General features: G+C 40.1%; 10 protein-coding genes and 1 pseudogene. 3 read left to right on the top strand and 8 right to left on the bottom strand.

All coding sequences use genetic code 11. The features are described 5' to 3' along the window. Positions 1 to 63 precede the first annotated feature (63 nt). The 3 genes from AOT13_RS05690 to AOT13_RS05680 all read right to left on the bottom strand — a co-directional run bounded on the left by AOT13_RS05690 (position 64) and on the right by AOT13_RS05680 (position 6205). The gene (locus AOT13_RS05690) at positions 64 to 3216 is read right to left on the bottom strand and encodes an Eco57I restriction-modification methylase domain-containing protein (protein ID WP_052518199.1); all 3153 of its coding nucleotides are present in this window, start codon (positions 3214 to 3216) and stop codon (positions 64 to 66) included. Between the two features lie 762 nt (positions 3217 to 3978). Continuing rightward, entirely contained in the window at positions 3979 to 5169 is a 1191-nt protein-coding gene (locus AOT13_RS05685; RefSeq protein WP_013400842.1) for an ISL3 family transposase, read from the bottom strand. Between the two features lie 121 nt (positions 5170 to 5290). After that, entirely contained in the window at positions 5291 to 6205 is a 915-nt protein-coding gene (locus tag AOT13_RS05680) for a phage/plasmid replication domain-containing protein (RefSeq protein WP_042383880.1), read from the bottom strand. A gap of 678 nt (positions 6206 to 6883) precedes the next feature. Here AOT13_RS05680 and AOT13_RS20385 point away from each other — a divergent pair. Together AOT13_RS20385 and AOT13_RS20925 are read left to right on the top strand one after the other, a co-directional pair. Then, positions 6884 to 7048: a hypothetical protein gene (locus AOT13_RS20385; protein ID WP_167542262.1), complete on the top strand. Its 165-nt coding sequence runs from the start codon at positions 6884 to 6886 to the stop codon at positions 7046 to 7048. Further along, positions 7045 to 8037: pseudogene (locus AOT13_RS20925) on the top strand (recombinase family protein); the annotation flags it as partial. The gene AOT13_RS20385 and the pseudogene AOT13_RS20925, both read left to right, overlap by 4 nt. 487 nt (positions 8038 to 8524) lie before the next feature. Here AOT13_RS20925 and rlmD read toward each other — a convergent pair. The 4 genes from rlmD to AOT13_RS05655 form a co-directional block, all read right to left on the bottom strand. Continuing rightward, positions 8525 to 9901: a 23S rRNA (uracil(1939)-C(5))-methyltransferase RlmD gene (gene rlmD, locus AOT13_RS05670; RefSeq protein WP_042383882.1), complete on the bottom strand. Its 1377-nt coding sequence runs from the start codon at positions 9899 to 9901 to the stop codon at positions 8525 to 8527. A 13-nt stretch (positions 9902 to 9914) separates the two neighbouring features. After that, a complete protein-coding gene (locus AOT13_RS05665; protein WP_042383884.1) occupies positions 9915 to 10781 on the bottom strand; it encodes a DNA-3-methyladenine glycosylase family protein in 867 nt (288 codons plus the stop codon). A gap of 68 nt (positions 10782 to 10849) precedes the next feature. Further along, the gene (pdaA, locus tag AOT13_RS05660; RefSeq protein WP_003252965.1) at positions 10850 to 11653 is read right to left on the bottom strand and encodes a delta-lactam-biosynthetic de-N-acetylase; all 804 of its coding nucleotides are present in this window, start codon (positions 11651 to 11653) and stop codon (positions 10850 to 10852) included. 149 nt (positions 11654 to 11802) lie between these two features. Continuing rightward, on the bottom strand, positions 11803 to 13350 hold the full coding sequence (locus AOT13_RS05655; RefSeq protein ID WP_042383972.1) for a fumarate hydratase: 1548 nt from the start codon (positions 13348 to 13350) through the stop codon (positions 11803 to 11805). A 380-nt stretch (positions 13351 to 13730) separates the two neighbouring features. Between AOT13_RS05655 and yfkAB the strand changes: the two genes are divergently transcribed. Then, entirely contained in the window at positions 13731 to 14855 is a 1125-nt protein-coding gene (gene yfkAB, locus AOT13_RS05650) for a radical SAM/CxCxxxxC motif protein YfkAB (RefSeq protein ID WP_013877504.1), read from the top strand. Positions 14856 to 14971: 116 nt separating this feature from the next. On the opposite strand, the gene AOT13_RS05645 is transcribed toward yfkAB, so the two are convergent. After that, the gene (locus AOT13_RS05645) at positions 14972 to 15760 is read right to left on the bottom strand and encodes a YfkD famly protein (RefSeq protein WP_003252972.1); all 789 of its coding nucleotides are present in this window, start codon (positions 15758 to 15760) and stop codon (positions 14972 to 14974) included. Positions 15761 to 15775: the final 15 nt, after the last annotated feature.

Raw genomic sequence — 15775 nt, 5'->3', positions numbered from 1 at the left:
ATAGACTATTTTGTATCTTTAAAAGATAGTCTGAACTTTGATTTATATATAAAAACTAGAATATCAGTCAATCCCTAAAAAATCCTTTAAATATTCATCTATTAATTCCATTTCTTGTTCATTTAATCCAAAAGCTAAACCCACTTTTTGATCAATCAATTGGTTCAGCGATAATTCATGATTATTTAAATTCTCAATGTATTCCTTTTTACTTTCGTAAAATTCAATCCACTCTTCTTTCTCATTAATTGTTAGTGTTTTATACTGATTTATTTTTTCAAGCCACTTTTCAACAGACCATTCGAAAAACGTCTTAAAGGAAGAAGGTAATTCTTTGATTTTTAAAGAATCCAATAAAACAATTTCTAATTTCTTGAAAAATTTTGCTTTCTTCCGTTGAATTTCTAACATTTCTTTCACATAATTAACTATTTCTTTTTCTTGTTCTTCTGAAACTTTAGGGATCGGGAATATTTTTAATTCTTTTACTTTAAATTGAGGAAAAGTCTGTCGTTGAAACTTATCAAATTTGTTAATGAACCAGTAAGTGATAATTTTTGAATTTAAAACCCCCAGTATAAAAAGTGGATCTTTCTTAAAATCAAAAATAACCATTGAGTTGATGTCGTTTAATAAATGCTTTTCTGTATAAACAGCATTTATTGCGTACATTCCCTTTGTCGGAATTTGTCTTACTAAAATTCTAGGTTTATCAAAAGGTACAGACTTTCTTGGCTCAGCTAGGTGATCTCCATATTTTAAATATTCTCCACTCCATTCTAGAAGATATCTTTTCACATCTGCCCCCTCTAAATATGGAATATAACTGTCATCGAGCTTCTGGGTAGAATGGTATGCCCTAGATTCCTTAATTTCTTCGGTTTGTTTTGGTTTTCCTTTTCCTACCTGATATGCTTTTAAACCAGTAGAAACTGTAGCAACAGAATTAAGTGAGACAGAATTTTGTTCGATTTTATTTACTAATTCTCTTGATCTTTTATCTTTCATCAATGCAATGTTAATAATACTCTGTTCATCAATTAATTCACTTGGATCTACCTCTGCAACAATATTTATCTGTTCATTTATATATTCTCCTAGTGTTACCTTGGTAGGTTTCGTTTTTTGGAAAATAATAAAACAAGTATCCACATTTGCTTGTTCGAACATTTTGTCATAGATATTAATGATTTTTAGATTACCTGTATTCTCTAATAAAAACCTTCTCATTTTTTTAAATGAATCTATCGTTAAACAAGTATTAGGAACGATAAAACCAAACCATCCTCCATTTTTTAGCAAATGATAGGCACGTTCAATAAACAATAAATAAGTGTTCAATTGATATTCCGTTAATTTGTAATGAGTATAATAATACTGTTTTTCTTCTTCTGTGAATCTTTTGTTTCTTGCAAATACATAAGGAGGGTTCCCAATAATGATATCAAATCCTCCATTATCCATTTTGTCTTTAAATTCGGTTTTCCAATCAAAGGCTTTCGGCGTAATATTTTTATCTTCGATAATGGAATTACCACACTTGATATTTTCGTCTAATGACGTTAATTCATCGTGTTTGTTTGCCGTTTTTAACCATAAAGATAATTTTGTGATTTCCACACTTTCTTCGTTTAGATCCACGCCGAATAAATTGTTTTTCAAAATGTGTTTATTAATATCAAATAGTTCGGCTTGACCGCCTTGTTTTTCTTCTAACTCTCTATTTATTCGTTCCCCTTCTCTGATCAAAATATCGAAAGCCATATTTAAAAATGCACCTGACCCACAGGCAGGATCTAAAATAGAAACCGAACGGACACTTTGCTGCAATTTAATTAAATATTCAATATGCTCTTCTACCGCCAATTTCTTCTTTATTCGCTTATTTTTTTGTTTTTTCGCAAATTCTTCAAAATCTTTTTCTTTTAATTCAGGAAGATTGTCTTTTCCCAGCTCTTTTTCTCTATCTTCAATCCACTTTACTAACGTTTCCTCTAAAAGATACTTTGTTACACCAGGTGATGTATAAAAAATCCCTTCTTTTTTTCTTTTTCCTTGAATTGGATCAAATTCTTCTCCTTGAATTTCTAATTTAAATTCTTCTATATCTGAAATGGACTGCTCAAATATATGCCCCAAAATATTCACATCTAAATCTGAATTGAAATCATATTCCGCTAACTCTTCGAAATATGTAAAAATTTCATCTTTAATGATCAATCCATCTAAAACAGGATCTTTTTTAAATAACCCACCGTTGAATTTATTAATATTTAAATGAGGATTCCCTTGATCGATGGAATGAAAAAGACCTTTTAGCTGATCCCAAATCCGTGTTTCACTTAAAGTAAACGTTGATTTGGCTGCTTCGATTACTTTTCTAAATGTTTTTTCTGGCAACAGATTAGTATCTTCGCAAAAACAAACAAAAATAAAACGGTCTAAAAGTTTTTGTGTCTTTTCAAAAACAGTTAATTCATCTACTTCAGGATTGTTATTTTTTATATGTGTATATAGTTCTCTACGGATATTTTTATATTTTTGATAAAAGGTGTTTGTAATTTTTTCTTGTTCCTTTTCATTATTTTCATACAGTAAATCAATTTTTGATTTTCCGTCACGTTCGATTAAATGGTTCCTATTCAATAAAAAATAAAATTTTTTAAATTGCTCTGCGTCCTCCGCTAGTTCTTTCATTAAAAAACGTTCATATTCCGTCATTGTACTGGAATGGTATAATCGAATTTCCTTAAAATTTGATACAATCACCCACTGACATTTTTTCATCTTGTACTGATAGCTAAATGCTTGTTCGACAGGGGTTAGATTATTTGCCCGTTTTTGTTTCCGATCTAAATCTGTTTGAGCATCTTTTAACTCGATTACCGCTCTCACATCATTGATTGTATCTGTAAAGAAACCTAGAGAACCATCCGCTTTTGTTGAATCAATTTCTGTTTTTTGTTCTTGCTGTATATTCCACAATTTTCTTCCAATTCGATTTGGGTAATCTAATACCTTTGTAAAGATAGCGTTTAAAAATTCCCCTTGCAAACTCTCTTCTTTTGTTTTAGATAAATTGCTTTCTTCCAAGCTATAATTCCAGTTCTTTATAATTTTCCACTTCTTTTCGAAGTCTGGAATATCCGTTAATGAAAAATGCTTCAGTTGATCATTTAGAAACTTCTGATTAAAGATTTTATCTCTAACACTCACCTAATAATCCCCCCTACCTTATTCTCTATTATATCTTATTAATTACATTGATTAACAAGTAGATGAGTTCGATATAACCAGGTAAACTTTAGATACATTTCTTTCGACTCTGTTTTTGGCACTTAAAAAATGTACCAATCGGTAAATAAGAGTATCCGTTTAGCTGCATATTAACTTATACATCACGTTACTTGACATGGAGCCACTGCGGTCATGATTCTATGCCATGACTGCCACCCCATATCCAGTTGTGATTATATGGAAATGCATTGTATATTGTTTAATTGCTAAACTGCACATTTTTAACTCCTCACTCCGTTTTAATAACTGTAAATGATCCAGAGAAGTAATCCTTGCTGTTTACTTAACAAAATGATATTACGAATAAAATGTTATATCCTAAACTATAAATTAGTACGATCGCTTTAACCTCATTTCAGCATACCTAAAATAAAAATTTTGTATACTTTTTTCATGTTTTTTAAATACACACTATCTTTCTTTTTGGAGTTTTTATTCGCTTTTTAGTAGATCAATCATTGCATATTTTAAACAATCCTTTGTTTTAAAAAAGGGTCTTCACCATTTTCTGTGATTTCTACTCAATCCTAGAGACATGTTAGCTGGATGAAATAGGTTCATCAGTCAGGATCCTTCTTCCGCATACAGACCACGAAGTTGGTAGAATGGAAACAGTCAAGTGCTTTCCTTGACGGGTTCCATTCTACCAACTATCATACCGATAGCGGAAGAAGGGAGTGCTTAGGCAGCCTGACTACCTGTAGTGTTCCCTGTACACTCCAGAAATACACGTAAACGAAACCGTTCTAGATTTCGATAGCCATATGCCCGGCGTTTGATGTTTTTGATCTTGTGATTCGTCCCCTCGATTCGGGCATTCGTATATGGGCACAAAAAGTAGGAAAGAATAGGCTCCTTCCACCTTTCAAGCGTGTTGGCTGCTTCCTGAAAAGAAGCAAAAGGGCTCTGTTTGGCTAACTTAATCCATTCTTCCAAGCGTTCCTTTGCTTCGTTATATCCATCGGTTCGGTAAAAATCCCGAAACAACTCTTTCAGATAATAAGCAATGGAAAGTACCGGATACTCCTCCAAGATATCGTCTAATCGAAGCCGTTGGTCCTTACGAAGCTTTTCACAGCCTTTTAAGAGAAGATATCGAGCCTTTTTCAATGGAGAAAATTCCTTTCTTGCTTGATCCAAGGCTTGTGTCACTTTTTGAACCACATGGTACTTATCGATGACAATCGAAGCAGATGGAAACAGGGCGCGAACCGCCTTATGATAAGGTTCCCACATGTCAAGAATCACCGTTTGGACCATTTCTTTCGACAGGACATTTTGGCTCAACAAGTTGATGGCGGAGTCACATTGGCGATCGGCATGCATTCCCATGACCGATCCGGCTTTGGCATCCATCAATACGGTTTCATACTGATGTCCCTTTTTTACCGCGATTTCATCTAAGCTAAGCACCATCCCTTCTGGAGAAGAGACCTCCGTTGCTGTTTGGCGCTCTTTTGCTTTTTTCGATGCGATGGAGTAATAGATGCGTTCCAATGTCGTATATGGGATGCGGTGCTTTCGGCTAACCTCTTGAATGGTGGAGCCTTCACAAAGTTCATACAAGTACTCACAAAATCGATTGGTGTAGTGTTGATTGGGTGGAATCGATTCCAAAGAGGCGGAAAACACTTGGGAACAATTCCAGCACCGATAGCGCTTTACCTTTACGAACAAGTACACCGGTTGATGGAAAATCGCCAAATCCCGTACTTTTCTTGTCCGTCTGTCGTGGACAGAGGAAGTGGCAAACCCACAATGAGGGCAACGTTCCTGTGTCTCTGTTTTCTCTACATGAATCGCATAACCATAGGAAAGAAGTTCTTGTTTAATAACTTTAAATTCTGGCAATCCTAGTGGTATAGAAAGCACTTACGAGACCTCCTTAATGTTTATTTCACCGCTAACATTATTGCCAGGATCTCGTCAGTGCTTTCTCTTTTTTGTCACTAAATCACAAAATTTGGTGATGAACCTTAAAAAATAACTGTAATTAAATAGAAAATGGATTTTTCATAAACGATGGAAAATCTTTCCTGTTTTTAGGAATTAGAATAGGGTTAATTTTGAGGGCTTTTAATTGAGTGAGGAATTTGCGGAAGTAGTAGCGGGTATACTTCTGTTTTGCTGACTCAATACCGTGTCGTGAAACATATTTCAAAAACTCAATAAGCTGTTCTTTCTCTTTTTTTGTGAGACTGCTTTGATTAATTCGAGTTCTCGCTTTGTTAATCTTGTAGTAGTCTCCTTCATAAAGTAAGACACCAAGATATTTTGACATATAGTGTCTATATAAAGATTCCTTAAAATACTCCTCTAACCATTTTTCCCGTCCTTTCCTTGATTTCATATGATTTAAATGAGGGTTTTGTAGTCGTACCTCAAATCGAAAAACATCTTTCTCGTAAATTTCAGGAATCCTTCCTTCTGCCTTTACATCTTCTTCTTTATCGTAACAACATCCTTGCACACTGTGTGAGTTGAAATATATAGTAGTGTCATACTGATCATACTTTTTCTGAAAACGAAACTTTTCTACTGTTTTTTTATATAGATGTAACAAAAGTTCACGATGCTTAGGATCAGGGATTTTTACATCCAAACGATAATCGATCCTAAGCATACAAATTCGATCAAACATAGTGACATCTAAAAACAAATAGAACAAATAATTTTTTATTTCCTTTTCAACCTGTAAGTAATCTGACTCCTTTATATCTGCTTTTCCAAGCAACTTAATGAAGTCAATGATAAAATGCAAACGAAATCCATATTTATCAACCATCCAGGTCGTAAACGCACTAAATTGACAGTCAACTTTTTTTCCAATCTCAGTTCCAAAACGTTGTTGTAGCTGCTGTACTTCATCAACGTTTAACAAAATGTAAAAATGGGCTGTGTGAATCACTTAGTACACACTCCTTTCCTAATGGATAGTGGTATTACGGGAAAAACTTTTATTCATTTATAAGTATTCGACATTCCTCAACTGACACAGTAATTCGTAAAAAAACGAAAAGGATTTCTTATCCAAAGTTTTTCCCGAGCTACACATATTTATTTTCCCCTCAAGCGCCCTTACACCGTTTGAACCAGACGCATTGTCATTGTACTTTAAATGTCAAGTAGTTATAAATATTTTTTATGTTCTATAATGTTTTAGTTCCTTTACTATTCCTTTATTCCATGCAATAGATCGAAGTCCCTCATAAAGCAATAGATTAACATTTTGTTTACTATATTGATTTAATGCTTTAACGTAAAAAACCTCGAACACATAAACTATAGACACCCCTTCCTAAACTCGTATACTTAAAATCGCAATACAAAATATCTCCAAATCTCCACTGAATTCTTCTCGTGCTTTATCATACTAAAACCTTCCTCTACTGAATTTTATCCGTTGTTTAGCAACTCTACTTGACATTACAGATAATCACTTTTTTGCTTTAAAGCAAAAAATCTCGAACACAAAAAGCATTTACTTTTTATTTAAAATCTATAGAATGATAACCATCATCCCCTTTCTATATCCAACATATTCCTCAATTTTATTCCCCTATAAAAAATCCACAGGAGGGCAGCCATGCAAGTAGAAAGAATTTTCAACAATGAATCTACGATTACCCTCGAGAGTATTCTCCAATCAATTATTATTGAAAAAATTGACATCATCATTGCTAATTCCTATGCTAAAAATAAGGTGAATTCCACTGCCTCTTCGGATGAGAAAGGAGAGGAAGTGGCATGAAAAAATGTGCTGTTTATATTCGTGTGTCAACAGATAAAGAAGAACAAAAAAAGTCCTTAATTCATCAAAAAGAGCTTTTCATGAACCTCCTTGCTGAAAAAGGATGGGATCTCTACAAAATTTATGTAGACGTTGAAACAGGAACAAAATCTAATAAACGTCCTAAACTTCAAGAAATGATTCAAGATGCGAAAGAAGGAAAATTCGATCTAATTCTTGCGAAAGAACTTTCCCGTTTAGCCCGAAATGGGCGTCTATCCTACGAAATTAAACATTTAGCTGAACATAAGGGCATAGATATAATAACACTGGATGGCGCAATCGATACAATGTCAGGAAACACGCATATGTTTGGTCTATATGCTTGGATATATGAACAAGAGTCGCAAAGAACCAGTGAACGCATTAAACATGTTCTTCGTTTAAAAGCTCAAAAAGGGGAATTTAAAGGGTCGGTTGCGCCTTATGGCTACTACGTTGAAAACAAAAAGCTTAAAATCCGTAATGATTATACAGTTGATGTCGTGAGACGAATTTTCAGATCATATATTGCTGGAAAAGGTTTTGATCGAATTGCACGGGAATTGACGGAAGAACGTATCCCTACTCCTGGAGAAGTGGCAGGTAAGGTGAATGCCAGCAGGGTTTGGCATGGCTCAACTGTTCGTAAAATATTGGAAAATCCGCATTACACAGGCGATTTAGTTCAACAACGTGAAACAACCATAAGTGTGACTTCTAATCACCGCAAAAAACTCGATCCTTCCGACTATATAATAGTTGAAAATGCACATGAAGCAATTATTTCTAAAGAAGAATTTATGCTTGTCCAGCAATTAATAAAAGAACGACAACGAAAACGACCACACACAAAAATACATTTGTTTACAAACATTGCATTTTGCGCAGATTGTGGAAAAAGTATGCACTTTAAAGCTAACCGTAAAGGATATGTATGCGGCAACTATAATAAGCATGGTCACACCATCTGTTCTGATCACTTTGTTAGAGAAGACGAATTGATTAACGTCATCACTAACGACATTCGTCAATTATTTTCATTACTGTCGGTTGAAGAATTTCAAAAGAACATTGAACAAAAAGTTACTAAAATATTAGAACGAGACAAAAAGAAACTTTCAAAAATTAATGACAAGATTGAAGCTTTGAAACAAGAGAAAATAAATGCACTGCGGATGAAAGTGAATGGAGAACTTTCAGAAGAGGAATATCAATTACTAATCGAAGATAATAATCAACAACTTGCAAAGTTAATGAGAGAACAACGAGAATTGAACGAAATCTTAACGCACCAAAAAAACATTAATTTTAAAGAGCTAATGGCTCAGCTTGAACAATTTATACAAGCACCAAAACTTGACGAAGAAATCCTACACAAGTTAATAGAACGTATAGAAATTAAAGAAGACGGGAGTCCGAGAATCTTTTATAGATTCTCGAACTCGTACATATCTTCTATTTTTTTACGAGCAACGCACAGCACTCCACATGCGCAGTATGCGGAAACATATCGACAGGCTGGATATAATCAACTTTATAAAATTTCGATAGCACGTCGATGTCTCTTGCTAGGCTGGATGGATTGCAAGAGACATATACAATTCTTTGCGGTTTTACTTTAAGAATCGTTTTTAGCAGCTGTTCATCACAGCCGGTGCGCGGCGGATCGACGACGATGACATCGGGCTTCCAGCCTTCCTTCACCCATTTTGGAAGCAATGCTTCCGCCTTGCCGCTGACGTACGTTGCGTTGGCAAACCCGTGTTTTTTCGCATTTTTTTTGGCATCTTCAATCGCTTCGGGAATGACATCCATCCCGCGGATTTCACCGGCGTCTTTGGCGAGCCAAAGCCCGATCGTGCCGACGCCGCAATAGGCATCAACGACTTTTTCCGTCCCCGTTAAAGCGGCCGCCTTTTTCACTTCGTCATACAGTTTCACCGTTTGCACCGGATTGAGCTGGAAAAACGCGCGTGCTGACAGCTCGAACGATAAATCCCCTAACACTTCTTGAATATATTCTTCACCCTCTAAAAGCAACGATTCTTCCCCAAAAATGAGCGATGTTTTTTGTCCGTTAATATTTTGCACGATCGATTTGACTTCCGGAAGGCGCCGTTTTATCTCAGCGATGAGCAGTTCTTTCCGGGGAATTTCTTTTTTTGCAGTTATAAGCACAAGCTGCACATCGCCTGTACGAAACCCGACCCTGGCAACAATCGTGCGGACAAGCCCTGTCTGCGTCCGCTCGTTGTAAATCGGAATGCGCAAATCTTGGAGAATCATTTTCACCATGTTGGTTACGCGGTTCGTAGCCGGATGCTGGATAAGGCATTCGGAAATATCAATGAGCTGATGGGAATTCAAGCCATACAGTCCAGCGATGACCTCTCCTTTTTTCATGCCGACTTGAAACTGGCTTTTATTGCGGTAATGCCACGGATCCTCCATCCCGATCGTCGGGCGGATTTCCAGCGTTTCCACCGGCAGCCGGCAATGCCGCTCAAGCGCCTGAATGACAATATCGCGTTTTTCGCGAAGCTGCGCTTCGTAATCCAAGTGCTGGAGCTGGCAGCCGCCGCACTGCTCGTAGACAGGGCATCTTGGCATGACACGGTGCGGGGAGCGCTTGCGGATTTTTTTTATTTTCGCTTCCGCGTACTTCAGATGAATGTCCGTCGCTTCCACAACAACTTCCTCTCCCGGGAGAGCGCCGGGGACGAATACCACTTGCTTTTTAAAATAGCCAACCCCTTCTCCATTGATGCCGAGCCGTTTAATTGTCAGCGGAAACTGTTGTCCTTTCTTGATGGTGATTGTCTTCTTCGTCATCGTTTGCCACTCCTCATTCGATGCTTCTCCATAAATATAGCGATGCGTAGCTTAAGTACGGCTCCCAGCGCTTGCTTAGCTCTTCCATTTGTTTCATCGACGGCCTTTCCGAAAGGCCAAGGAGGCGCTGGACCGCCCGCTGCAAACCGATGTCCGCTTTTGGAAACACGTTTCGTCTTCCAAGCCCAAACAAAAGGAAATTTTGCACCGTCCACGGGCCGATGCCGCGGACCGACAACAATGCTTCCATCGTTTCCGCTTCGCTTTTGCGCGCTAATTCCTCCAATGACAGCTTCCCTTCGGCAATGAGCCGTGATGTATCAATGATATACTCTGCTTTTCGCCCGCTCAATTGCAGCTGCTTCAGTTCATCATAGGAAAGTGCGGCAATGTCCTCCGGGCGCGGATAAAACCAAACGCCGCCGATTTGCGTTCCGAACGTTTGCACAAAACGCTCCGTCAGGCGGGTAGCAACTTTCAAATTTAACTGCTGGTGAATCAGGCATTTCATTAAACAAAAATAAAGGTCAAAATCTAAAATAAGCGGCATTCCTTCATATTCGGTAAAAAGCGGTTGCAACTCGGTCCGCTGAAAATGCTCATGAATCGGGGCTAGCGGTGTATTCCATTGAAACAGATGGGAAACCCGCTCCATAATTTCATGCTTCCGTTCTGGGGATGGCGCTGTCACAAGAAAGCTCGGTTCATCCTTTGTCCCGATGCTTTCGACCGTCACAGCGACTGGCTTATTCTGTATATAAAGCGGAACAATGACTTTCTGCTGCGCGATGTCCACCGATATAAGAGGATCGAGCGCAAGCCGCGCCAACGCATGGGAAAAATTATACGGCGGAGTGACATCCACTCGCTGCTGCCACATAACGGATCACCTTTTTATCGTCGTTAATACCCACATTATAACGAAAAATACCCCTTTGAACAAAACATTCAAGGGGTAAAAAGCAATGGCGGCAAATTCACTTTTTCGGACATCAGATCATCAAGGCTTTTAAACGTGTAGCCTTGCTTGCGCAAATCGTCGATCACTTTTGCCAGCGCCTCCGCATTATCTTTCGAGACAGTATGAAGCAATAAAACCGCGCCCGGATGAATTTGTTTCATAATGTTATCGTATGCATACTTCCATCCTTTTTGCTTGTCCGTCTGCCAATCCACAAACGCAAGCGACCAAAACACGTGGTAATAACCAAGCTCATGGGCGATCGCCATCGTCCGTTCGCTGAAAATGCCGCGCGGCGGGCGAAGATATATCATTCCTTTCTGCCCTGTCAATTCTTCCATTTTTTTTCGGACCGATTCCAGCTCTTCCCGCAGCCGTCCATCGCTTACTTGCGTTAAATCAGGATGATGCCACGAATGATTGCCGACAATATGCCCTTCTTTGATCATTCGTTTCACTAAATCAGGTGCCGTGTTTAAATAGTGCCCTGTTACAAAAAAGGTCGCCGGCACTCGTTTTTCTTTTAAAACATCTAAAATTTTCGCTGTATAACCGTTTTCGTAGCCGTTATCAAACGTTAAATAAATTTCTTTTTTATTAGGATTTCCTAAATAAAACGCATCATATTTGGCAAGCAGCTGATCTAACTCCTTGCCCGCGGAAGGCGGCTCGTGGTTCTCGCTCCGCTTAAATCCCCAATGAATCGCTTTATTGCTTGCGGCTTCTGCGGAAACAGGAATAAATGATAAAATGACGGCACTGAAAAACAACCATATCGTCGCGTTTTTCACCGGTCTTTCCTCCTTATCGTGCTACTAACCATTAGTTTTTTCCACTGTTTCCGCCCTAACCGTGCCATTTTTTTCAAAAAAAACACCGCCAGCACTAGGCTGACGGTGAAGCGCAAGCGTTTCTCGATATTTTCATAGCTGGTGAATTTTTATTTAAAAACTGGTTCTTTGAATTGAGCGAGTTTTTCCAACGATGATTTCTCAACGTCTTCATGCAAACTGTTGCCGTGAGCGTCCATCGTGACGACAGCGGTGAAGTTTTCGACGCGCAAATGCCACATCGCTTCCGGAATGCCGAACTCCAACAAATCGACACCTTCTACCGATTTAATACAGTCCGCATAATATTGCGCCGCCCCGCCGATCGCGTTCAAGTAGACGCCGCCGTGTTCTTTAAGGGCTTGCAGCGTTTTCGCGCCCATGCCGCCTTTGCCGATGACCGCGCGGACGCCAAATTTTTTCATAATGTCGCCTTGGTACGGCTCCTCGCGAATGCTTGTCGTCGGACCGGCTGCTTTCACTTGCCAGTTGCCGTTCTCATCTTTCAGCATGACCGGGCCGCAGTGGTAAATAATTTGTCCGTTCAGATCGACAGGCGCATCATGGTCCATTAAATATTTATGAATCGCATCGCGGCCAGTATAAATGATCCCGTTAATGCGCACGACATCGCCGACTTTCAACTGGCGGATCTGTTCTTCGGTTATCGGAGGCTCTAACACGACTTCACGGGTTTCGCCAAGCTGAGTGGCCGCCGATGTTTCGGCTTTCTCCAATTCTTTGGCAAAATCGACGTCTTCGCCTTCCTGATAGAGCCATTCCGTGATTTCGCCTGTTCCTGGGTCAATTTTTACGCCAAGGCGGCGGAACGCCCAGCAGTTATAGGCGACGGATACGAAGAAGCTTGCTGGGATGCGGTGCATCACGCCGATTTTACAGCCTAACAGCGTCGATTCGCCGCCGAATCCCATCGTGCCGATGCCAAGTTTATTGGCGTTTTCCATAATGTATTCTTCAAGGCGGCGAAGATCTTCATTTGGATTGACATCATCGACGGAACGGAAAAGCTGTTCTTTCGCCAGTTCATAGCCGGAAGCGCGGTCGCCGCCGATGCCGACGCCGATAAATCCAGCGCTGCATCCTTGCCCTTGCGCCTGGTATACCGCATGCAAAATGCATTTGCGGATGCCGTCTAAGTCGCGCCCGGCGCGGCCAAGCCCTTCCAGTTCACATGGCAAACTGTATTGAATGTTTTTATTTTCACAGCCGCCTCCCTTTAAAATAAGGCGCACATCAATGTAATCGTTTTCCCATTGTTCAAATTTAATAACAGGAACACCAACGCCGAGGTTGTCGCCGCTATTTTTCCCTGTTAATGAATCAACAGAGTTTGGCCGAAGCTTCCCGTCCTTTGTCGCCTGAACAATTGCGCCATGTATCGCTTCTTTCATTTTTATTTGATTGGCACCGACCGGCACTTTAATTTTGAACGTTGGCAATCCTGTGTCTTGGCAAATCGGCGATACATTTTCTTCTGCCATTTTTATGTTGCCGGCAATCGTCGCCAGCGCCATCGCCGCCCGCGTTCCCGCATTTTCCCGCGCTTTGGCGCGCGCGATCGCCCGGCGCACGTCTTTTGGCAGTTTTGTGGAAGTCTCCACGATAAGTTCATACATGCTTTGTTGGAATTTTTCCATGTTCAACGTTCAACGCCCCTTCCCCTTTGCTCGTCCTATGTATCACTATTTCGAATTGTCTTCCTATTTATTATAACGTTTTTCCACCTTTGTGTAAAATTGAACACCTTCGCTTGCTGCGCTGAAAAAGGGACTTCCCTGTTTATCAGCCTCACCCGATTTGCCACTCCTTTCCGAAGATGGCATCCTCGCCATTTTTCATGCACGAACGATCATGAATATGATTCCTTGTTTGTGCATATAGTCAAAGCAATTGACAATTGCAGCATTCGTTTTTCATAATAAACGATGACTGCACCAAAGATATTTCGGCCATCAAAAGCAAAATGTGCCGGAAATATGGTTGTCAAGTTTAGCCTACCAGAAAAGAGGAGAATCATATGGATTCATTAACACTTCAACCTATTACACCGTCGTTTGATCCATGGGAAGCGTATCTTGATATAGAAGAATACGGAAAATTACAATTGACAAACATTGAATTTACGACGACAACATTATGCAATATGCGCTGTGAGCATTGCGCCGTCGGTTACACGCTGCAAACGAAAGACCCGGAAGCGCTGCCGCTTGATTTATTAATCAAACGGCTGGAAGAAATCCCGCATTTGCGGTCGTTAAGCATTACCGGCGGTGAGCCGATGTTGTCGTTGAAATCAGTGGACAACTATGTCGTTCCATTGTTGAAATATGCCCATGAGCGCGGAGTGCGAACACAGTTAAACTCGAACTTGACATTAGAGCTAGACCGCTACGAAAAGGTCATTCCGTATTTAGATGTGTTGCACATTTCGCATAACTGGGGGACAATCGATGACTTTGTCGAAGGCGGATTTGCAAGGATGGAACGCAAACCTAGCGTCGCGCAGCGCGAAAAATATTTTGAACGAATGATCGAAAACGCGAAAGCTCTGGCAAAAGCGGGAGTTATCGTCTCTGCAGAAACGATGCTTAACAAACGGACAGTCCCACACTTAGAAAAAATTCACCGCCAAGTCGTCGACGAAATGCATTGCAAACGCCATGAAGTGCATCCGATGTACCCTAGCGATTTTGCAAGCGCGCTCGAAACATTAAGCTTGGACGAATTGCGGCAAGCCATCCATCATCTTCTTGATATTCGCGACGAAAATGTTTGGATGTTGTTTGGGACACTTCCATTTTATCCATGCAGCGATAATGAAGAAGATTTAGCCCTGCTGAAACGGCTTTATTCCAGCAAAAACGTAACCGTCCGCAACGATCCTGACGGACGTTCCCGCTTAAACGTCAATATTTTTACAGGGGATATTATCGTGACAGACTTCGGTGATGAGCCGGCGCTTGGAAACATCCGGCATGATACGCTGTTAGAAGCATATGAAAGATGGCTAAATTCCCCGCTCGCAAAACAGCTCAACTGTCATTGCCCGTCTGTTCAATGCCTTGGGCCAAACGTACTTGTGAAAAACACTTACTATGCTGATATGAATTTTACGAAACGAAAAGCGCGAATCAAAAAATAAAAAGAGGCTGGCTCAAAAGATTGTTTGCCTACAAACGGAATGCTTTTTATTGTTCCGATAACTCATATATGGCGGCACAGAAGAAGGGTGTCCCGTCGCCGTTGGGACACCCTCTTTTATCGCGGTTGTTCGCTCGCAACATAGGAAAAATACAGACGGTCTTGCACAGGAATCCACGCGCCAATCCCCCGCGTTGTGACGTTTTTCACGACAATTTTCTTTTTATTCCCTTTCAGGACAACATACACTTCTCCATAGGTGACTTTTCCTTTTTCATTCACGGCCGGCGCATAAGCGTACAAATAGCCGAGCTTTTTCGCAGGGACTGCATATGGGCGGTCTTTTTTCGTTCCAACTCCGACAACTGTGTTAAACGCTAACGGTAAATTCGTTTTTTTCATCGCTGCATTCAGCATCATTTTTTGCACCGCTTCTTCGTTTGGAATTGGCGCTGTTAAACCGCCGCGCACATGTTTTTGCATTTCTTGTTTGTAATATAGTTTTTGCGGAGCGTTGCCGCCGCGGTTATCAAGAAAATTGGTATTGACTTTTTGATATTCCCAATTCGTTGACGTTTCTAGTGATTGATAATGGAGCGGCCACTGCCCTAAGTAAATCGTCGCCCGGTACCCAATGGCAAATGGCGTGCTTGACACAGAAGACTCATTAAGAAGCCGAATCAGTTCCGGATTCTCAATTTTAACATTTGCCGAATTCAAGAGCTGTTTCGCAAATTTGCTTGGTTCCAAATGCGGCAAATCTTGCGTCGGGTTTGGATACGTATTTTCTTTCGCAATATCCACTACCGATTCCGGCACAATTTGCCTGGAAGCAGCATCGGCGGTGAAAGTAGTGGCATACATCATCAACACGCCAATACAAAGGCAGATCCTCCATTTTTTCATTAAACGTTCACTCCT

It is taken from the genome of Parageobacillus thermoglucosidasius (assembly GCF_001295365.1).
Taxonomy (GTDB): domain Bacteria; phylum Bacillota; class Bacilli; order Bacillales; family Anoxybacillaceae; genus Parageobacillus; species Parageobacillus thermoglucosidasius.
Note: the sequence above shows the minus strand (reverse complement) of the source record. Positions and strands in the feature narration are given on the sequence as shown.